A 23,254-nucleotide genomic window follows, 5' to 3' on the forward strand; every position below is an offset into this window, starting at 1 on the left:
GATACAATTTAAAACATTCAACATACTGTAATTTAATACATCAAGTTAGTGTATGTATTAAATTGATTTTAATTAAATCTATCTAAACCCGTTGAAATAAAGCAAAAAGTGTTCATACATTCATCCGTTGATTAAACCCTACGTACACTTTGGCAAAAGCTAAATTTCACCTCGACAATTAACCTCTATTAAAAAGTGTATTTATCTTTTTTGATGTTCTTTTATAAGGCTAACAATTCCCTTTTTCTCAGCTACAAACCGTTGCGGCATCAATTTCTAAATATTTTCTAACTGATTCTTTTTAGGGGTCTGTAAGCTTTCAGTTTACCTGACAGTATCGTTTAATCAAAGTTAAACGGCAGGTAACCTAAATACCTAATGAGATAGGTAGTATGAATTTCATACTTACTTTTGTTTTGCCTTCAATTCGTCTACTTCTTTTTTCAGTTCAATAACATACAGGGTCAATTCTTCAACTTTTTTTAGCAGTAACTTGTTCATCTCTCCCAGATTTTGCCCATTTTTTTCAATTTCTTCTTCTGAAGGCATTTCTGGTAAGTGATGGTTTTTATCTACATAGGCTTTCACTTCAGTAAGCGAAGGCAGTTTGTAATCAGATTTGAACACATAATCGGGCCAGCCGGCACTTTGCAGTTTAACAGTTACAACCTCTGCTAATATGCCGCCTCCTACGGCCAGCTTATTTGCTCCTAAACTTCCGGCAAAATTAACGGCATTGCCTATTAACACTTCGCCATTGGCCCTAATGCGCATTAATTGAGTTTGCACATTGGTATTACTGTAATCGTAAAAAGCAAACCCGCCTTTTAAGCCACTTGCCTGGTTAGAAATGAAATCCGTTTCACCTTCTCCTGCACTGCGGTTCCAACCGATTAGCATTTGAGCTGAACCAGCTAAAAAGCTGATATTATCTAACCCGTTACCATTGCCGGGCCCTAAATTTCCATAACTTGAACCAGATAATATAGTTCCGTTTGCGGAGATAGTTGCACGGGGCGTAGTTGTACCAACACCTAAAAACCCATTAGAAGCGATGCGCATTCTTTCTTTAAAAGTACCATCACTTTGAGTAGTACTAAACCACATGTTTGACGGAATAGCAGTACTGGTTGGTGCCCCATCAACAGAAACTCCCATTTGTGCCGACCTCAGTAAATTAGTGCCATTATATGCCCAGTAGTCTGTATAACCGATATTATCTGTTGATTGAACAGACAACCTACTACCTGAAGTCCCTCTGTAGCGATTAAAATAAGACCGGGTACCTTGCCAGCCGGTATTGTTAAATGACTCTCCACCGATTTCTGTATAAGAATTATCCATTGCACTACGTATACTTCCCCATACATCCAGCTTTGCTAAAGGTATTGTATTGCCTATACCCACATAACCGTTAGTTGCTATAGTCATTCGCTCAGTTCCATCAGCCCAAAGGTGCATTGCATTGCCGGTAGCTGCTTTCAACGTTAAACCACTGTTATCTCCCCATATTTCCCCTTTTAAGGCTGCTCCCTTCCAGAAGTCAATAAGGCCGCCATTGGTGTTATTTTTTAAAGTTAAAGCCGAATATCCACCCAGATATGTAGGAGAAGTTGTTCCCACCCCTACTCCACCGAGTGATACCGAAAACATATCGGTGCCGTTTGTTCCCATAGCAATAAGCCCGGCTCCCGGATAGGTTGGATTTGAATTACCTAACTCAATAAAAGCGTTTTCACCGTTCGACCCTGTAATATCATAAGCAAACTGTAAACGGTAAGCTGTTCCTATATATTCACTGCCTGCAGGCGCTGCATAGCGGCGGTAAGGAGCAATTTGAAATTTACCGGAATGCCCTCCGGTATTTACATGATGTATTTCGAATGGATATAAATAGGCGCCCGGGTTGTTAGCCAGTGTGGAGCCCCCGTTACCTACAATGAATGAAACAGCCGGATTACCGTCTGGCCCCGTCATGGTGGGGTTAACGCTGAGTTTGGCTATAGGTTGGGTAGTACCAATGCCCACATTACCGGTGTTTGTATTATAAATATTGTTGCTGCCAGCGGGCTGTAACCACTGTGCGGAGGAGGAGAGCCCCAAGCCGGTTAAGGCCAGGACAATTAAAAGCTTTTTCATTAATGATAAGGTTGAGGAGAACGAATATATAGCGTAATAAATGCGTTTAATAGGTAACAGTTGCCGCCCTTGCGTAAATTGAATCTTTACGCCTTGCGCTGAAAGCAGCTAATTCCTGCGGTGTTAAAATAGCTTGGAACTCATCAATCAGTTGCTTTTGAAGTGCTTGTAGTTGGAGCGGTGTACTGTTAGTATTTAGCGCATTGGTTAAAGTACTTTCCTCCTTTTTAAAAAATTCGGCCAGTGTTAGTTGTTTCTGCGGCGATATACCTGCAATTGCAACAATGTCTTTTACTTTAGAGACAACAGAAAGCTGATAGCCCAGAGTATCTAATGGATTAAGGTTAGCAGGATGAAACTGTGCTGTGGCAGAAAAGGTAACTACCAAAAGAATTGCACAAGCAACAATAAACTTCATTTGTGATAAGTGATAAGGTTAAACCAGTGTATAATATCTATTTATAGGCAGTGCACTAAACAGCTATTTACTGGCTTAAAAATAAGCAAAAGTAGCTTGATATGCAAAACAGTATATGATATGAATGCATACTTATTTACAAATAATATAAGTTGCCCAGTTGGTTGGTGAGCTCATAGCGTTTGTTACCCAAGGTGTTCCAGGCGGTGGTTACATTGCCGCTGGCTAAATTTACATTGGGCTGCCATAAATCTAAACGGCTGCTGCCCGCGCCATGTGGCAGTACATAAAGGACCTAATTAATTATTTCTTATAGTTTAATTAAAGATATTGAAGTGGTTCGTTATAATCTTGTATTTCCTTATATAAGGATACATCTTCAATTATATAATCTTCGTTTTCAAATAATACCTCCCAGATCCATATATAAAATAGCTTGGCATCATCAGGATGGTCAAAAGGGATTAATTTGCTGTTAAATTCTTCTGAAAAATCAATTCTGTTAGTGGTTAAATAATAAGACAGTGAAGTTTTTGCCTTGAATTTAAAAACCGCTGAATAGTTTCCTTCATAATATGGTTTTATCATTTCACTAATAATCGCTTTGATTGTTGATTCATCATTGCAATCAATATTCCAATATTTCAAGACCATATCATCATCATCCGCACCTCCGGTTAGAAGACCAGTAAAATAGCCTATATAAGCACTATTAATTTCTATCATTATTTTTTTAATTCAGGGTAAAGTGTATAAGGTTGTCCATTTCTAAAAACCGCTTGTACATCAGAGGTTGTTGTAACATGACCATTGTCTCCTCCTTTTAAATAACCTTCCCCAACAGTGTAACCCATGTCAAATGTAAAAGAAGTTTTTCCTGTGGTATTATATATTTGCTTTGCTTTATTCAAAGCCTCAAGTTGTATGACATTGGATATGAACCTAGAAGCATTAACCGGCCTCCCCTGTTTACCATCAGGAGTAACGCCAGTTGTAGCTCTATTATACTGTTCTGCTAATGTGGTACCTGCACCATGGCGAGAAACGAAATGTGCATTTGGGATAGTAAACTCTTCTTTAACTAATATTATTTTAGCAGCAACTTCTTTGCCAACACCATCTACCTTATCTTTAATTTGATCCGTTATAAGTTTGGGGATGTCTTCAAGTGATTCAATATGTAGCAATCCTTTTAATGAGTTTACTCCATCTAAAACTTTTTTAGCTTTATCATAACTGATGGTCTGTTTCCATGCTGGGTCATTTAAATCTGGTAAGTTTTTTGGACTATACCCTTTAGGCATGCTTACAAAGCTGCCTTTGTATTCTACGAAGTTTAGTTGTATACCATAATCTTTTAAATTCGGACTAATTTCAGTTGGTGGAGCATCATTAATACTTACTTTAAATGATAAAGGATCGTTTATTGTTACAACATTAGTCGTTTTAATTTTAACAGTACCATTTTCATTTATCAGTCTAATAAGGTAAAATTTAAACTCTCCCCCATCTTTATCTAAACCAGCTATAGGGCTATTCGCAGCAAACTGATAGGGAGTATACCAAGGGTAGTTTTTTGTCAACGGGTCCACGCTCAAAACCCTCGCTATCCTGGGGTCATAAATGCGCATGCCGTAGTCCTGCTCATTACCCAGGCCCTTGCCCGCATCGTTATCGTTCTCCTTACCGTTAAAGCCGTAGCGGTAAGTGTCGGTGGCCACTTGCCTACCGGGTTGCAGGGCACCAAAGGCGTAGTAGTCCTGCGCACTGGTTACCTCTGCATCGTAATAGTCAACGGTGGTGCTGTTAGAGCTGTGCTGTAGCCTGCGGTCTGTTATGGTAGCCAGTACATTGCCTAAATGGTTGGTGAGCTCGTAGCGCTTGTTGCCCAGGGTGTTCCACGTGGTGGTTACATTACCATTAGCTAAATTTACATTGGGTTGCCATAAGCCTAAACGGCTGCTGCCATACAATTGCTGCTCGCGCCAGGTGGTGGTGCCGCCAGGCGTTGTTTCGTACACGGCCAGCGGGTTGCCCTGCGCATCGCGCACATAATAAGTAGAGAGGGACGAGGTAGCTTTGCTTACCCGGTTGCCTCCAGCATCATAGCTGTAGCTTAATAAACCTGCGCTGTTGGTGATGCTGCGTATCTTACCATATACCGTCCAGTCTACACTGGTCAGTCCCGCCTGTACGTCCTGGGTTAAATTGCCGATAGCATCGTACTTATAATTGTCAGGCAGCTGGCTGTCCAGGTCGGTAGCGTAGTTGCCCGCAGGTACCTGGTCCGTCAGGTAATTGAGCTTGTTGTTTTGCAGCCGGCCGAACTGGTCGCGGTTGTAGCTGTAGCTCAGGTTGTCCATCGCCAGGGGGCTGCCTGTAGCCGTGCCGTTGCGGTAGGCCGTCAGGATGTTGCCGTTGCCATCATACGTAAAGCCTTCGTTGTGCTCGGCACTGAGCGTAAGGCTGCCGCCCGCCTGGCTTTGGCGCAGCACGGTAAGGGCGGTAAGGCGGTTCAATTGGTCATACCTATACAGGTAGTTGTTCCATTGCGCCCCCAGTTTGGGTACGTTCACCGAAGCCCCCGCTATGTTGCCGTTGTACAGCGGGCTAAAGGCTGCCTGGCCGGGCAGCTGGGTTTCAAAGGGCGGGGTGCCGGCGGCTACCGGGCTGTAATCACTGCTGTTGTAATACAGGTTGTAGCCGTAGGCATCCCTGGCTATGCACCATAGATTTAAACAGTTATTTATATAATCTCAAAGAACGCAGGTACCAGTTATAAATTATAAGTGTATGAGAAGTGAAAACAGCGGTTTTTTTAATGAATAAAGAAGCGACGCTAATAAACATCCTGACAACCAAATGTCGAGTACCTCAACTTGACAGCAGATGGGTTTCCTTTATCATCGCTTTAAATTTAATGAATTATTCAAAGCAGTTTAGTATTTCGTACACGTATGGTTACAAACTAGTGCTAAAAAGAGGAGCTTGCAATAAACTTAAGTTTTTTAAATAAAATTTCTTTATTATAATTACAACTATATGAAAAAAGAACCTTCTGAAGAAGCTATTAAAGAAGCTTTAAATCATCCAAATGAATGGGTATATGAAATTGATGGCTTTTTTAATAAAGATGAAGCTATCCCACCTCAAGCTATTAAAGGAGCTTGGAAAGTTGATTCTAAAGGCAAAATTAGTGGGAACTTTATCCCCAATCCAAACTATGTAGATCTCAGCAGTATATAATCAATATTAATTTGGATTAGCTTGTTTATAAGCAGGATTTACTATAAAATTTTTTGTGTTTATTTTACCATCCTTAATCTGATAAGCACCTTTTATTTGACTGTTTGGTATTTTCGTGTCAAAAATTATTTCCTGCTCTTGAAAATATGGATTCTCCCTTCCCTCTAAAGCCTTGTAATAGTTATTAACATTAATACCTTTGCCTGTGTCGTCTACTATATATAAATATCCATCTTTAGCCTTTTTAGCGGCTTGAACTGATGATTTAGAAGTACCAATGAATACCGATGGTGTATTAACTTCCACATAATCAATTACATCTGTACCAGTTCCTTTGGCTTCAAATCCTGATTTAAAAATTTCAACTGGTGATCTTGTATCACCTCTAAATAGTGTGTTAGCGGCTTTAATTTCAGTAATCTTAAATAAATCTTTTCCTGCCGTAAAAAACCGTCCAAATAAATATCCTGTTGCTTCTCCTAAAGCTGCATTTCCAATATGCTGCCATGATTCCTTGTCTTGTTTGATACGCCCTTCAGCTGTTGTAGCTCTATTATGATTAAAGGCACTAGCCAACTCAGACGCGATCAGCATTCTTGATAACCATCCTTTAGTTACATATATGTCTATCAATAAAACTGGTCCAATTAAATTTGCTTTGCTTGTATGAATAGCCGTTGCAGCATCTGCATCAACCACTGACTTTCCTGTTTTTTTATCAAATTTCATCGGTGGAGCCCACTCAAGGCCCTCTAAATCCACCCCATCAATCGGCCTATTACTTGCAAACTGATATGGCGTCAATTCAGGGTATTTTGGCATTAATGGATCCACACTCAAGAACCTACCTACCCTAGGGTCATAAATGCGCATGCCGTAGTCCTGCTCATTGCCTAAACCTTTGCCCGCATCGTTATCGTTCTCCTTGCCGTTAAAGCCGTAGCGGTACGCATCAGAGCTTATTTGCCGGCCGGGTTGCAGGGCCCCAAAGGCATAATAGTCCTGGGCACTGGTTACCTCCGCATCATAGTAATCAACGGTGCTGTTGTTCGAGGTGTGCTGCAGCCTGCGGTCGGTTATCGTAGCCAGCACGTTGCCCAAGTGGTTGGTCAGCTCGTAGCGCTTGTTGCCCAGCGTGTTCCAGCTCACGTTGTTGTTGCCGTTAGCCAAGTTTACATTGGGTTGCCATAAACCTAATCTTGAGGAACCGTATAGTTGCTGCTCGCGCCAGGTAGTGGTGCCGCCTGCCGTTTCATACACGGCCAGCGGGTTGCCCTGTGCATCTCTAACATAGTAGGTGCTCAGGCTGCTGGTCGCCTTACTCACTCTGTTACCGCCGGCATCATAGCTGTAGTTCAGCGTACCTGCGCTGTTGGTGATGCTTCTTATCTTACCGTACACCGTCCAGTCTACACTAGTTAAACCGGCCTGTACGTCCTGGGTCAAATTGCCTATGTTATCGTACTTATAATTGTCAGGCAACTGGCTGTCCAGGTCGGTGTTGTAGTTACCCGCCGGTACCTGGTCCGTCAGGTAATTGAGCTTGTTGTTTTGCAGCCGGCCGAACTGGTCGCGGTTGTAGCTGTAGCTCAGGTTGTCCATCGCCAGGGGGCTGCCTGTAGCCGTGCCGTTGCGGTAGGCCGTCAGGATGTTGCCGTTGCCATCATACGTAAAGCCTTCGTTGTGCTCGGCACTGAGCGTAAGGCTGCCGCCCGCCTGGCTTTGGCGCAGCACGGTAAGGGCGGTAAGGCGGTTCAATTGGTCATACCTATACAGGTAGTTGTTCCATTGCGCCCCCAGTTTGGGTACGTTTACCGAGGCACCGGCTATGTTACCGTTGTACAGCGGACTAAAGGCCGCCTGGCCGGGCAGCTGGGTTTCAAAGGGCGGGGTGCCGGCGGCCACCGGGCTGTAATCATTGCTGTTGTAATACAGGTTGTAGCCGTAGGCATCCCTGGCTATGGTGGGGTGCAGGGCGGCGCCGTCACCGCCCATATCTTTGGCAGTGATTACGGCGGTGCTGTTGACGCCTTTGAGCCAGCCCTGCAGGGTATAGGCATAGTCTATGCCCTGCACCTTGCCCCGCACGTCGCCCAGCTCTACGCGGGCCAGCGGGCCGTGCAGGTAGTAGCGGTAGCTGGCATCCAGCCGGCGGTTATCGGCCAGCAAACTGCTGCCGGTGTAGGGGCTAATGAGGGCCTGCGTGCCGCTCCAGGCTTCGGTGAGACGGTTTTCGGCATCGTACTTATAGGCGTAATAAAACTGGTCGGTAGCGTTTTGCTGGTAGCGCACAAAGTTTACCTTACCCGAAACCAAATCATACTCATAATCTATGCGCTTGGGCTCGGCATCACCGGTTTTGTACAGGCCGCCTATTTGCTGCCACAGGGTTTTTACGTTGCCGTCTAAATCGTAATTGTAATAGGTGGCGTTCAATACCGGGCCGGCAGCGGTTTCGCGGTAGGTGCTGGCGGCTACGCGCTTGCGCAGGTTATCCTGCCCGGGCACGGGTACCATACCGTTGCCGGTTGTGGCCTGGTCATACCAGGTTTGGGTAATCTGGCTATTGGTACCAACAATTAAAAAGCCGCTTATTGCACCATGGGGCAGGTAGTCGGGGCTGCCCAGGTTTATGGTGTTCTGCTGTTTCTGGCCCACCTCGGTAATGCGGCCAAGTACATCGTATTTAGTGTAGCTATAGTTATTGTCGGGCTGCTGCTTATCATTTTGTGAGGCCACCAGGCGGCTTAGCAAATCGTACCAGTAGCGGTTGGTGCCGCCATCGGGCGTGGTTTGGCTTACTACCTGGTTGGTGCTGTTGTAGCTGTAAGTGGTCATCAGCCCGTGGTCGGGATAAATGGGCGATATGCGGGTTTCTTTGGTGCTGCCAGCGGCAATAGTGGTAGGGCCGCCGGGGTTGGGCACATTAAACCGGAACCACGCCATATCGGGCTGGGCCGGGTAAAAGCAGTTGTTGTTGGCATTAATTACAATTTCGCCGGCGGCATCCATCAGGCGGTTGTATATACGCATGTGCTTAATGGTTGCCAGGTTATCGGGCGCCTTTACCGGCCCCGAAGCGCCGTTTACCTGCCAGTCACACCCGGCCCGCATTCCGTTACTAATGGGGGTAATATAGGTACCGTTAAGATACAGGGCAATAGGGCTACCGGTAGCCAAGCCTGCACCCTGTATCACCACATGCACCCAGGGCCGCAGCGGCACCAGGCTGCTGATGTTGCCCGTAACATGGTTAGACAGGATGAACTGCCCGGTATTGGCCGGCGCACCAGGCTGTAATGAGTACACATCCACATTGAGCAGGCCACCGCTGATGCACATTTGCAGCATGTATTTACGGTCGGGCGTGGTTACCAGCAGCTGGTTGGCGTTTTTGCTTTGGGTGTACAGCCAAAACTCAATGGCATGGTTACCCCCGGCAGCCAGTGCAGTGCTGAGGGCGTTAAAGGCGGCAGTATTATCCACTACCGGCTGGGCACCGGCATAACCGGCCTCGCAAACCGAGGCATCAAAGCCACGGGCGTCTTGAACCCATTGGGTTTCGGCATCCGAGAGTAACTGCACACCTTCGGGCGGCACGGTGCGCACCAGGTTATCGGCCTGATCGTAATAATACAAAGTATGATGATAAATGCGCTGCGTGGTTTGCAACGTTGCTGAGGCCTGCGCCTGCTTGCAGGTGTTAATATAATCGGCCTTAAATTTGGCCCGCTCATTGGCAATATATTCAGCATAACTTGCTTTGCCGTTGTTCACCGCCGTTTCCAGCAGTTCTTTTACGCAGCTGTAGGGATCAATCGCGACAGACGTATACGGCGGAATGTTGGCCAGAATGGCGTTGGGGTCTGTTTTGGCGGCAAAGGCCTGATATTGGTCATATGACAGGGCGAAGCCAAAGCGCTGGTTCATGTAATTGCTCAGTATCTCGCTGTAATTGGCATGAGCTGTGTTTAACTGGTTGCCAAAATCGGCCGAGAGGGCAGCCAATGCCTGCGCATAATCGGTTTTGGTAATTACGCCTTGATTAGACGGGTCTAAAAATACAGGCAGGGTAACGTTACGTTCTGTTAAAAACTGGCAGCGGGTACATGAGCGCTGCAATACGGCCAAATCTTCGCGGCTCATGGTCATGGCCTCCTGGTAGGTGTTTACCAGGTAGGCATATATATCAGGGGTTGAAGTATTGCCCTGTGCTGCCGAAGCTCTTGAAGTAAGGGTGGCAAGCAGGTTACAGATTGAGGGATTACTGTTGGCAATACTTACCGGCGCCCACTGGTTTTTGGTGGTATAAGGTGAGGGACCATCTATCAGCCAGGGGTTAAGATCCATGGTATAAGCCGGTAACTGCAACACGCCTTTAATGGCGCTGCCAAAGCTAGTGTAAGCCGGCTGCGGCGAAACCGAAGGTGAGCTGGTACTGGCGCCCATCGGGTGGTCAATATCCCCGCCTGATATACAAACTCCAACCAAACGCTGGCGTAATAGATTACGAGTATAGTTATCAATGCCACGGCTATCCAGGCCGGCCTGCAGGCGCTGCATCCAGGCATCGGCATTGGCCGCGCATGTCTCACCTACGTTTTGCACTATCAAGGCCTTGGCTGCCTCATTAAGCTGGGCACTTTGGTCTTGACTAATTGATGTAACCGAAGTAGAAGGTTGATCAATCACCCGGGGAGTTTTATTGGCATACTCAGGCGGGCAGTTATTTGACGGAGCCACATAAGCCGGAGGCGGCGTGCTTACATAACCGCTGCAAAAAGAAATTGAAGCGCCGTTATCAGTAGATACTTGCTGAAAGAATGCACCAGTTATGCCTTTGATGCAATCTAAAGTCATTTTATAATAAGCATGTTCACAATCAAAATTTGTAAATCCAATGTACTGGAGTGGAGAACTAGGAGTTACATCTATAGAAGAGTTTGTTATTGTTCCGGGGTTAGATGCACTTTGACCTCCATATCGAGTATAACTAAGTTTAACTGTAACATTAGCACCTGTTATTATATTACCATTGCTATCTTTCACTATTAGCCTTGTTCTTCGAGGTTGATATATGGTTCTGGGGCAACCAGGTTCCGTTGAAAGAGGAGTTGGGTCAGCCTCATCTACGATTGTTACATAATAATTTGTAGTAGTTCCGCTTGGCGGTGCTATACCCGGAACATTATAAACCAGTGGTGGCCCGATGGGGCAACTGTTGCCACATACTGCGTTGCGAGCCAGCACTACATATTTTTGCTTTAAGTCAAAATAGGCATCACGGTAGGCCTGCCATTCGCGGTCGGGTACCCGGCAGGTATTGTCTGGCGAACAATTCCAGGAGGGGTTACCATTTATGTTAATGTTACCCGGTGCACTGCAATACAGCACATAATCATTGAATTGCATCAGGCTTTTTACCGGATAGTCTGCACTTACCGGAAAATGCAAAAAGCTGGATGAGTATGAAAGCAAATCAGCCCGCATCTGACTTTGATACTGGTAACCGGGCGCACCGCTTTGGGTAAAAAACTTATCAGCATTCAGCAGCCAATCACTGTTATTGGTTGATGCATAATTTAAAGGTGTAGCACTCCTTATTTTAATTACATCGGCTGCTGAATTGATGTCATTTTTTACATCTTCATCCCAAGAAAAATAATCTGAATTGGCTTCGCAAAACGTTAGTTTACAATATTCCGGATGATCAGGCAAAAAGCGCTCAGCCCACTCAGGCTTCCAGTATTGAATAAGCAATGCCAGTTTAAAATTGGCATCGTATGGCGAGCTTTGACTGCCATCTTCCAGCGTCACCAAGTTGTTTTGATAGTCTGGATCCGTACTTGCTTTTGGTGGAAAGCGATAACGCCAGTTCTCTGTTCCATCAGGCCGAAGTTTGGCCAATGCATTAATACTGATTTCCAAGGCGCTACCGTTAGTATCAAATAAGGCGTATTGCCCCCCCGGAGAAACATCCAACATCATGTCGTTTTTCAGGTCTGCACAGGGTGAAGATTTACATCCCGCCTGCATTTGATCACATTTAGCTTTTAAAGAATTGTAGAGAGTTCCTGCCCAAGTATCAAAATCACCACTGTTTACGCTACCTGCATTCACATCCAGCGCTAAAAACTTTTTACGGATAGATGTTATAAAATCAGCCTGCCCGCCTGACAACTGCATGGTACAGGTATGGCAATCTGCATAACAGCCGGAAACATCAATATCATTTAAATAACGGGTTTTAATGTAATTGAATTCCTGCTCTAAATAGCCTTTTGCAGTAGCTTGCTGTACAAAATTATCACTCAATTTTTGTATCACATCGCTGTTGAGCGCCAATTCAATACTGATATTGTATTCACCTATTTTGTTAATAGGTATAGTAAACTGCTGAGGAGTTTCATCACCGCTGTACCCACACACAGTACCATCAGAACCCATTTTGACTACCGCTGCTGAGCCGGCAACTAATTCTCCGCAATCATTAGTAACCTGCAACTTCATTTCATAGTAACAATTGCTGCAAATTTGTAAGGCCGGGTTAGGATAAGTGCTGGTGAGCTTCTTCATATTAAAAGTAAGCACATCGTTACCTGTAACAGAAGCCAGATAAGTGGTAACAGCGCTTAACTTTAACTCAGTACTGTTATAAGTAAACTTATCAGGACTGATTACCTTTAAATTCAATGTTTTGTTAGACTCTGCTGCTGTGTATGAAGGCAGTGCATCCTGATTAGCCGGATTTTTTCCGGCCAATGAAGTGGCAATGGTTTTACCACTGGCATTCAGATAGCTGATACTAATTTGATTATTAGGGTCAACAACTACATTTTTAAGATAATGTTCTGCATAACCTACATCATTACCAAACAAACGGTCAATTTCCCATTGCTCGGGTTTGCCGTAATAATATTTGGTAGTTTTACTAGGATCGGCAGCTGAGCCGCTACCTGGCTGATAGTTCGGCCCTACGCCCCCTTGTAATTTAATACGGCCAGTGTTATCTGGTGTGTATTGTGTAACCGATAAGGGATACCCACTTGCATCGGGCAAGTAATTATAAAGATAGTTACTGCTTTTAAAAGTATTATTGGCCGAATAATACCATGCCGCCCCTGATGTTGAGCTACTTAGCTGCCCAGGTAAAATTTCGCAGTTGGCACCAATATTATTAAGATTTTGAGCATTGTACGCTTTACCCGAAGTATTAAGGTTGAAATTTGAAATATATCTTAAATAGGGATTAGCTTCTTTAACTGGCGCAGGCAAAATACTGGCTGCTGCCCTGCCTATTTCATCATAAACATTTTCTTGTACTAAGGCAATATTATCTGTATTATTGATAGTAACTGTTTGGCGCCCTCTTAAAGTACCATCAAAGTAGCTGATCACCTCCTTCTTTTTGCCATCTTCAGCATAAGCTGCCGAGTACTGCCAGTTTAAATTAAAATCAGGTGAGGGATCTTCTATCTTAACAATTGCATATTTTCCGTTAAGTTGCTTGTAATTCCAATTACCTGTTAGCCTTAAGCCGTCAGCCGTATATTGAACCTGCCGTATTCTGGCCAGCAGGTAGTCATCTGTTGATATAGTTGATAATAGATACTGATTACCAGATGTGGTTATCCGGCTGGCATTGTTACGAAACAACTGGTTGGCTACAGAGTTATAAGTAGCATCATCAACACTTAATGTTCCGTTATATATATTTTGTGTTGCGGTGAAATTATCATTACCATTATTTAAAGTAGTCCATTCAATATCATATTCCTCTGCCCCAGCTACTGCACCCCAGTTTATTGCAAGCATATGGTTATTTACTGCATACACAGGTGCAATAACTGCCTGCGGCTGAAATTGATAGTGCCGGTCTATCACAATACTGCTGCTCAGTTGCACCATTTGAGGAGCCGGAGCTGCTCCTCCATTGGTATTTACACTCATTACCGTAACTACTACTTTGTAAGCGCCAGTAAAAGCATAACTATCAACTGATTTATAGGTACTGCCTTGCCCAGGTATATAATTTACAGTAAGTGGCACGGTAACACTGGTTGGTGCCACAGCAGGATTAGGATCTGAATATGTATCTATTTTTACGTTTAGTGTGTACGTAAACTGATAGTTAATTAATACACTATCAACTACCCTTAGAGTCACACTGTTTTTAACAGTACTGTTAGTTATAGCTAACCAGTTATAATTAGAATTCTGAAACTTTTCATCTTTAACTGTTAATGCACTGTCTTTTGCAAAAGGACCATATTTGTAATTATAATATGGCTCTATACCTGCATGACAGAGATGAACAAAACCGAGTATTAAAAACAGCGTAAGTAAGGTAAATTTTTGGATAAGGTTAGGCATACTAAAGGGCTGTAATTACATTTGAAGTAATTGATATTGCGCAAATTTTGGCTTCAGCTTCCACTTACCGCCAGTATTTTCAATTACATTTTGGGCTGAAAAATAATTATTAATCTGAGCTTGCTTTAACCAATGATTGATCCGAACATCAATGATTTTTTCATTGTCTTTTCGCAGTGGTTCTTCCGGATTACTTAACCGAATGAAAAAACGCTTAAAACTTAGCTCGCCGGTAGTATAAGAAACAGAATATTGCTTGCAGCTAACGTGATGTTCGTTGGAAAGCGTTAGTGTCTCTACCGAATCTTTTACCTGACTGGTAAGTTGATAACTTTCAAAATTTAAAGCATCGGCTAAGCCTTTTGTTAATTTGAACACACTGTTATCTACCACAGGCTGCTGGGCAGAAATTAGAATACTTTTAGCCTTGTGATCAATAAACAGGTATACGCCCTCGCCGTTATAAGTTTCTGTTTGGCCCAGTTTGTAATACAGATTATTTGCTTTATGGCACATGATAAATGGCACATTGTTCATTTTAAGTGCGGTATCAGCCTTGTCAACTATGGTCATTGTGCCCCGCATAGTGATGGTATCCTGCTGCTGATTGCACTTTTGCATCACCTCGTTAAAGCGGGTCAGCAATTTTGCATCATATATGATATTGGGTTCAGCAACCAAGGTATCGGCATGATTAACAGTTTTATGAGGCTTTACATAATAAGCCCGTGCCCCAGCCAAGGCAACAGTTAAAGTCACAACACTCAGCATAATTATGCCGGGAAGTTTTATGCTTTTCAAAATTTTTGTCATCACTATTTTTATTGCGCTTTCCTGAAATAAGATGATCGGGATTCTTTGATGGTAGCTATACCTTTTTCGGTTTCTTTCTTAACCCTTACCAGTAAGCCTTCATCATCATACTCGTAAAAAGTAGCAAATGCGTTTTCATCCAGTTCCGCCATCAAACGCATTGTTTTATCATCATAAGCATAGCTTTTTAAATGAGAAGCAAAAGGGTGAATGCGAATGTCATCAATATAGACACCACTGCCTATCGGTTTCAAAGTTAAAGCCAGGCTACTTCCGGCAGACAGGTCATTCATGTTGAAAGAACCCTCTACCAGTTTCCAACCTTCTACTACAGCTTTACATTTAAGTGTAACCGCTGTACCATTTTTAAGCAACTGCACGTTCACCGTACGATCATTAGGATTGCCATCTTTCACCCAAGCATTAAACAAATAGGAATCTGTACCAGCAGCTATGGGCTCAAAACCATGCGGGTACAGCCCTTTGATATTTTGGGTTGTGTACTGTGATTTATTATCCAATATTAGATAATCTCCAGTTTTATGCTTCTGGGTGTGCACTATGGTATTTAACACTACGCCTTCTGTAGGAAGCCCAACACTATAATTGCCACTATGCGATACCGTATTTACCGCCAGCTGTTTGATGGTTTTACTGGTAGAAATTTGAGTAAACTCGGGTAAATTATCTGTATTGTTAGTTGTATAATAATTATCCTCCAGGCTGTTGGCATAAATTTCGCGGTTCATGGCATTGCTGGCCACGGCGGCAGGCAGTTCGCCGTTAAAATCAAACAAAGCGGCACTGTAACGCCCCAGCGCATCTACATTTTCCAGCTGTTGGCCATATTTGTCATATAGGGTAACGGTATTGGCGGTGGTCCAACGCTCTACGTTGGTGCCTTTCACGCTCCAGCCGGCGGACAGCCCGTTGGTTAGGCTACTGTCGAAATACCAATAGCTGTAAAATTGATTAATAAACCCACTGTTACGAATATCAAGCCCTTTCTGAGTAGCATTATTTGTTTTACGGCTTTGCTGGAATACCTTGGTTTGATAAGCGCGCCAGTTTCCATAGAAGCCGGTGATGTATGGATTTACGATTTGAGAAAGTGTGTAAGTATTATTGACATTACAATAACGATCTTTATAAGATTGACCGTTAGACCACATATAATGATCAACTAAGCCGCCAACAACATAATAATAGTTACTATTTCCGCCGCTAACGTTATAATTACTATTTCCGCCGCCACCAACTAATAAAAAACTGTTCAGATCATTCCGGTTTTGTAAGCTCCTTGTTGAAAATAATACATTCAAGCCAGCGCCTGCATTGTCCATATTCAGTAATTCATCACGAGTATTATTATAAATCTCTAAAGCTGCATATGGAACACCGAAACCATTATTGGAAGTTGCAACATTTGGGATATTTAACCCTATTAAGTGTTGGCCAGCAGTTACATAGTGCCCCTCCATAAACCAAACATTAGCTCCGCTTACTCCTAAACTATATTGATTACAATCTATATATAATAGTCCTCCATAATCACTTTGTGAAGTGGTTGAAGTTGCGAAGTAATATGTTTTTGAAACCGGAAAGTTAACTAACATATAAATCCCTCCACCCCAAATTGTGTTCGTATTTTGTGGAGTAAATGCTGCAGGCCATATTGCTACATCTTTAGTTCTACCTGTAATATTTTGTTGCCCTCCCCATAATGAAGAGTTCACTACTGTATATCCATTATTGTTAGGATTAGCTGGATCATATATTTCCGCCGGATAAACTGGAGGCGAGGGTACGCTTGCCTTTGCTATTGCAAAATTGTACGAAGTATTTTCAACTAGGGTAGCATCATTATTTACAACCATGTTTACTTTCGCCCCCCACTGATCATCATAAGTAGTTGCCGAAGCATTAATTACCTTCAAATCACTTATATCATCCGCAGAGAACAACTGGTTGGGGCTGCCAATCCTAGCAAGAGGATTATTCATGCATACCATCGTGCTTGTACCGGCCGAAAGCATATTACGGTAGCCGGAGCGCACTACTTTGGCTAATGATAGGGCTGTAGTGGTCGCCAAGGTGCCATCCCGCTTAATCAGTTTTTTGGTTAGGGCAGTACCCCCGGGTGTAGCGTTGTTAATTACCCAGTAATGTTCGGCATTCGTTCCTTCGGCGCTAATGAGTTCATCACCTGCGGTTAAAAAATCGAGATAAGTACTGACATTGGTAATTTCGCCATTGGCGTTGGTGGTAAGGTCTTTCAAAACGATGCCCCCATTTCTCCCTGCATCGCCCATAGCGGCATACTTCCAGTATGCCGGCATAGTTACCGAGTAAATGCTTTGTTTAAATTCGTTTTGTGTTTTAGTTACTAATGGCTCACCAGTTAGTTTATCAAAGGCAATATTTTCAGTAGCGACAGATGACCCATTCTGCATTTTTACCACTCTACTGATAATACCATAACTCTGTATAATTTTTACTGAACTGGCTGAGCGGAACATTTTGTACTCACTGTTCACATGAATAGGAAAGTGAGGAATACCTATACCAAAGAAGGTTAATAAAAATATGTCTGTCCCTAAATTGATGGCTTTACCATTGTTGTTGGATTCCTGTTCCCTAAAATCAGTAAAGTACTCTACATCGCGCCCTATAGTTGCGGTAGATTTTACACCATTGATATCTACTACATCGGCTGTATTATCCAGGCTCATGCTGCCGCCGTTATCAACTGATTTATAATAATATTCTGTAGATGACAGTTTAGCTCCTCCTTTATCGTATGAACTCACCGCTTTGGCCTTCCCGTCCATATCGTTCAACTCAATAGTATATCCTTGTGATAAGCTCAGCTTTTCTATTACTGAAGTACTCATAAGTGAAATAAAGTTTTCCGGTTTGTAATAATCAGGATCTATTTCAGATACAGTAACCTTTACCGGAAAATCCTTGGTGGTGTAAAACTCATTTACATCGTAGCCGGAATTGAGTGTAGGTTGCTGGTTAGCTCCTAAATTGGTTACCGTTACTTTACTGTACGTTACTGATGGTGCCGGAAAGAAAGATTCGCCAAAAGGCTGTTCCAAATTAAAATAATTTGTAATGCCTCCCTTAATCTTTTCAGTGTAAGGCACAGGGTCATGCATTGAATTTTCATCGCCTCCAATAGCCGGCTCATAGCTGGCTACGCCGCTACTAATGGTTTTGTTATTTTCAATAGTTGTATAATTATATACCTGGCCATATTTGGCCGGCAAACCGGGGTTACTTGCAGTATTTAAATTGACCATGTTGTTCCATTTGTCATCAATCGATATTTGCTTTACCCGCACTGCTCCACCCAATTTCTTGCTACCGGAAACTGCCATCTTTACAAAGCTGCCTGCTATATCTACCTCCGTAGCCACGCTCTTACTATTGGCTCTTTTATAAAAATTCCCGGTAAGTTCCTGCAAATTTTTAGCTGCATTGATAATAGCGCTAACAGCCCCGGATATTTTACTACCGTTATCTTTTACCCTATTCCTGAAACCTGGGTAAGCATAACGAGGATATTCTGTTTTAAAACGCTGCCATGCCGAAATAGCTACAGGATTAATGCCGCCATCAATATCATACATGTCCTGAAAAACAACACTGGCCACATTATTGGCAACGGTAACCTGCTTTACTTTAGCATAACATGGTACATAATCGTACCAGTATCTGGCATCGCCTTCTGAAGTTACCTTAACCCTCATTTTAGTATACAGATAATCGGTTCCGTTAAGATATTTATTCTTAAACCATGAAGTAGCCACTGCCGGATCTGTACCGTTTGAAGGAGTTTCTGCCACGGCTACTTGTACACCGATGCTTTTATTCAGCCTGTTTATAGGGTCTGATGCATTTCTGGGTATCAAACCCAAAATAGGCGTCATTACCGAAGCACGCTTATTTTGAACATAAGCGTAATCACCTGATTCATAATTTACATTAATCTCGCCCCCGGTAGGCAGCTTAATATTGTTCAATTGCCACAGGGCTGATGATGGTATCTGATCTGCAGATTGGCTTGTATACGGAAAAACCTCATTATCCAGCCCGTTTTGGTTTTCCGTTTTAAGTTTATAGTTCCCCCAGCGGTCAGTTACCATCTGGCCATACTGTACATCATTGTATTTAGATGAACTGGTGATATAATTAAATTCGTAAAAATTTCTTTTGCCTTTATCCGAATTACCGTACTGAAACCAAAGCCGCTTTAATGTTAACTTACCACTGCCTTGCACCGCAACATTCGGCACACCTTTACAAAGAGCGTCATTATCAGCAGCGTATTCCAGCTTTACCACCTTTATTGGGCGTGTTACGTCAGCTTTTGAGTAAAGCCTGATTTCGCGTAAACGCTTTTGCCGTACATTTAAATCAGGGGTTCCCAACCAGTCCTGAACACCTAAGGCATCATTGCGGTCTTCAGTTATAAAGTAAACAATTTTTGTTTTAGTTTCAATTGAGCTCAGATACCATAAATCCTTTGTACCATATACTACACTTCCTTTATCATCATCAGGATCTGCAGCCAAGCCCTTTTGAATAGTGGCACCACTATATGGTGAACGCCAGCCGAAAGAGCCATCGACTTTGCTATAATTAAATTTAATAGCAGTACCCAAGTCATCATCTGTAATACCATCACCGGTTTTGTCCACATAATCGGGCGAGAGTATGGCCGTAAGTAAATAGCTGGTAGCATAAGGCGCTCTACTTTCCTTATGGTAATATTCATCAATACTATTGCCATTACCTTTGGGCTGCGACGAAAGTGCTTCGGCCGGAATGGTATTAATTATACCATTGTCGGGGTAACTTGCCAACGGGCCCAAGGCAAAACTGTATTCTTCATGTTTATGATTGTAAACCGGAATCCCATACACCATTCTTTTTCCGGCTTCATCAGTTACCGTAAGCTCAGAAATGTGCCTTGTTTTGGCATCACCAACATCCCTTGATACTGGTTCTTCTTTAAGCTGGGGTTTATTATTGGCAGGTACTTGAAAAGATTGAACTGGGTAGTCTTTATAATTGTTAATATATTTATCTAAACCTGCTCCTCTGGCTGCTTCGCCTGCAGTTAAGTAAGATATCGCAGTTTTACCAGAAATGCGTTGGCTTTGTTTTAAATTGCCTACAGCTAAGGGGGCCCCATTAATGTTCCCTTTGCTGCGGTACGATGCATTAGCCCGATCGGGTGTAATATTAAGCAGCACTGGGCTCTTCTGTGAAAGCTTGTCATAGAGGTTATTATCGGCAACTCCGCGTTCACCTATCATTTTAAAATAAACATGCTGATTATTGGGGTTTTCTTTATCTAAATCCTGAAAATCTCCTTTGTTTAAATAATCATTATCGTTTTTCCATTTTCCGGTTTTGGTAGTACCATCTAAATCATAGTACTCCACTCCACCGTGAAAAAGATTTCCTAAACCCACATCAAGTCCAAGGGTTTTTACATCACTTTCATCTTTTGTTTGATTATCAAAAAATACACCTGAACCGCCACGATATAGCCTGAACTGCCCCGAACCGGTTTGGTTAGTATAACTCCATAGATCGGGCAAATGCACTGGTAGCGCAATATTAGGAATGCTTGGAATTATCGGATTATCTTTTTCACGAACAAAATCCATCATCGCATCAGGTTTGTTTTTGCCCCGTTCGGCGTATAAAAAACCGTAAGCAGGCTTTTTATTCATTTTTGAAGCGATTACACGTGTGTTACGATAGCCGGTACCACCTAAACCACCATAGAAAATGGTAAACGCAGCACCCGCATTAAAGCTAAAGCTTTCATAACTTGACTTATAAGGCACCTGCACTGTTGGATAAACGGGCTCCGTATTATAGCTTATACTTGATGAGGAAAAGGTTTCACTCCAGCTACCTTCTGTTTTTTCTCCTGCTTTCTTACCTTCTTTTGCTGCATAAGTGCCGTAACTGGCACCCAGTGTGCGAGATTTAAGTCCCGAGCGGCTATTGTAACCAAAAGAACCCGTTATACCGGCCTGCCCTGTTGTTTTGTCAGCTACCCCTTTACTTATCGAGAGAGAAAGATAAGGAGAAGCATCCACCCCAGTTTGTGTGTTTGAATTAATGCCAAAGCCTAAACTACCTGTTAGGTTTGAACTATTGGCAAAAGAATAAGAAATGCCGGCATTAACACCCAGTTCAGCACCGATGCCTGTGTAGTTGTCACTAAATACACCAAAGCTTAATGAACCAGAAGGGCGTATATCTTTAGGGATTTTCTCTGTACCCTTTACTTCTAATTTGGCTACAATTCTCCCTCCTACGGTAATTTTGTCCTTTACATGATCGTAAGTACTTATGGCATCATCATCGCCTGACATGTCATCAGCAATGCCTCTAACCTGCCTGTTGATGGCACCGGGGTTTAAACTCCAGCCTAAACCAACCCAGCTGGCCTCGTCATCAATACCGCCCCCTGATTGATAATTTAAATTGATTGGATATCCGTCAATATCTAATAATGGAATATTATATTTAAAACTGCCTGTTTGTAAATCCACCATATCAGAAACGCCAGCAGGTTGAAATCCTTTAACCTCAGGCTGGTCTGGTCCGGAAGTAAGCGCATATGATGCAAGCGGAGTTATTAAATTAACACCAAAAGTGAATAGTAACAGTATAGCTATTTTTCTGCTATACTTAAATACTGTAATCATGCTGGTTATAGGTTATCCACACTAACTTTATAAACTTTGTCGTTAATGTGCTGATCGTGAAAAATTAATGTTCTACTTTGTAATAAGTCTTTATTTCTGAAAGCCACCAAGTACTCGAAAGTGCCGTTTATACCATTAGCTACCGCTTGTACATCTGCAGGATATACATGAAGATTTTTATCTTCAAGATAAAAACAGCTGTCTGCACGGTACAATAACTGCTGCTTTACCTTTGCAGGCATTGCACTAAGAACATCAGCAGATGGCGTTAGCCTAATTTGCAGTGTTGTATACGCTGTACTATCTGCGGGCAATGGTGGCACAAGCACCTGCATAACTATTTCTTTATCTATACTTTGGCTAAATTTATCAGGGGCATTATGGCAAGACATAAAAGCCATTAACACAATTACAGCAACTAGTAAAATTTTGCTATTAAATATTTTCATATAAAAATCTGAGTACTTTTTTTGAGCCATCAGGCAGCCAGATATTCATTAAATAATATTTACCGCTGTGTAATCCTTTTTGGTCTGCCAAATCAATAAATACTTTATTGTCGCCTGCCCTGAGTTTAATTTTGGGTAGCTTTTGAATAGTTTTCTCGCCCGAAAGGGGCTGAATATTGTATTTAAGTGCTTGATTTTCGTAAGGATTAACGATCATGAATTTAATAAATCCGTAAGCGATATAATAGTTGCCTTTGATGAGATCATCTATCTCCCGATATCCATCATCACTTAATGGTTGCGCTTTGGCCTGCTCTGTACATTTCAAAGTAAATGACCACACCTCTGAGCGGTTTAAAATAGTTTGATCTTTATAGGCTGTTACCTGCCATGCATATTGCTTGTCTTTTTCCAGTTGGGGTACAATTGACGGATAAGGAAGAATAGGCGAAGGAATATTACGCTGATTAATGATTGGAAGGTTATAATTTAAAGCTTCAGTTGCGTTTTGACCTTGTTTTATTTCGGTAAGTACAAGCTGATAATAGGCCCCTGCAACCCCTGGAATTAAAGGCTGCCAGCTGAATAATGGCCTTTTTTCACAAATCTGATCTTGATTATAAGGCTCAATTAAATGTAAATCGGCAAAGGGAGCCAATGTGTAAGAAAAACATTGCTCTAATGGTGGATTATCAGAGTTAATAAAATTTAAACTAAAGCAATATTCGTAATCACCCTCAGGGAACAACCTGCTGGAGGCTGTGAGCTGGCCTATACGATTACCCGTAAATTGTACTGCAGCAGCATTAACTGCTGATGAAGGCAGAGGATTGTTACCAGGCAATATTTGAAATGCAGGCGTTTTAATTATACAAACTGTACCTGCGGCGCGTTCGGTTATGACAATGTTTAACGAGGCATTTTGAACTGTATATAGATTATTAATTCTGCAATTAAATATACCATCCACACTACGCCCTGATATTTCTGGTATAAACTGAAATACCACTTGAGCAGAAGATTGAAAACAAACAAGCAAAAGCATTAAAACGATGCTGTATTTAAACATTTAA

The 23,254-nt window shown here is 42.6% G+C and carries 10 protein-coding genes; 1 reads left to right on the forward strand and 9 read right to left on the reverse strand.

Annotated elements, in window-relative coordinates:
• Positions 1-405 precede the first annotated feature (405 nt).
• From ACYVNW_RS13655 to ACYVNW_RS13670, 4 genes are all read right to left on the reverse strand, one after another.
• Positions 406-2,139: a hypothetical protein gene (locus ACYVNW_RS13655; RefSeq protein WP_460680430.1), complete on the reverse strand. Its 1,734-nt coding sequence runs from the start codon at positions 2,137-2,139 to the stop codon at positions 406-408.
• A 46-nt stretch (positions 2,140-2,185) separates the two neighbouring features.
• On the reverse strand, positions 2,186-2,557 hold the full coding sequence (locus ACYVNW_RS13660) for a hypothetical protein (RefSeq protein ID WP_460680431.1): 372 nt from the start codon (positions 2,555-2,557) through the stop codon (positions 2,186-2,188).
• A 321-nt stretch (positions 2,558-2,878) separates the two neighbouring features.
• Complete coding sequence (locus ACYVNW_RS13665) at positions 2,879-3,283, reverse strand: hypothetical protein (RefSeq protein WP_460680432.1); 405 nt, start codon at positions 3,281-3,283, stop codon at positions 2,879-2,881.
• Positions 3,283-5,133 (reverse strand): RHS repeat domain-containing protein, encoded by a 1,851-nt coding sequence (locus ACYVNW_RS13670; RefSeq protein WP_460680433.1) that lies wholly within the window; start codon positions 5,131-5,133, stop codon positions 3,283-3,285. Before ACYVNW_RS13670 ends, ACYVNW_RS13665 begins: the two co-directional genes overlap by 1 nt.
• 466 nt (positions 5,134-5,599) lie before the next feature.
• On the opposite strand from ACYVNW_RS13670, the gene ACYVNW_RS13675 reads away from it, so the two are divergent.
• Entirely contained in the window at positions 5,600-5,803 is a 204-nt protein-coding gene (locus tag ACYVNW_RS13675) for a hypothetical protein (protein WP_460680434.1), read from the forward strand.
• Positions 5,804-5,809: 6 nt separating this feature from the next.
• On the opposite strand, the gene ACYVNW_RS13680 is transcribed toward ACYVNW_RS13675, so the two are convergent.
• Genes ACYVNW_RS13680 through ACYVNW_RS13700 form a run of 5 tightly spaced genes read right to left on the reverse strand, consistent with a single transcriptional unit; the run spans position 5,810 to position 23,250 of the window.
• Complete coding sequence (locus ACYVNW_RS13680; protein ID WP_460680435.1) at positions 5,810-14,176, reverse strand: scabin-related ADP-ribosyltransferase; 8,367 nt, start codon at positions 14,174-14,176, stop codon at positions 5,810-5,812.
• A 15-nt stretch (positions 14,177-14,191) separates the two neighbouring features.
• Positions 14,192-14,947, reverse strand: a complete 756-nt coding sequence (locus tag ACYVNW_RS13685) for a hypothetical protein (protein WP_460680436.1) — start codon at positions 14,945-14,947, stop codon at positions 14,192-14,194.
• Between the two features lie 50 nt (positions 14,948-14,997).
• Complete coding sequence (locus tag ACYVNW_RS13690; protein WP_460680437.1) at positions 14,998-21,732, reverse strand: hypothetical protein; 6,735 nt, start codon at positions 21,730-21,732, stop codon at positions 14,998-15,000.
• 5 nt (positions 21,733-21,737) lie between these two features.
• Positions 21,738-22,181, reverse strand: coding sequence for a hypothetical protein (locus tag ACYVNW_RS13695; RefSeq protein WP_460680438.1), 444 nt, complete (start codon positions 22,179-22,181; stop codon positions 21,738-21,740).
• Entirely contained in the window at positions 22,168-23,250 is a 1,083-nt protein-coding gene (locus ACYVNW_RS13700; protein ID WP_460680439.1) for a DUF928 domain-containing protein, read from the reverse strand. The genes ACYVNW_RS13695 and ACYVNW_RS13700 overlap by 14 nt, the downstream gene beginning before the upstream one ends.
• Between the last annotated feature and the right edge of the window lie 4 nt (positions 23,251-23,254).

This window comes from Mucilaginibacter koreensis (assembly GCF_054783355.1).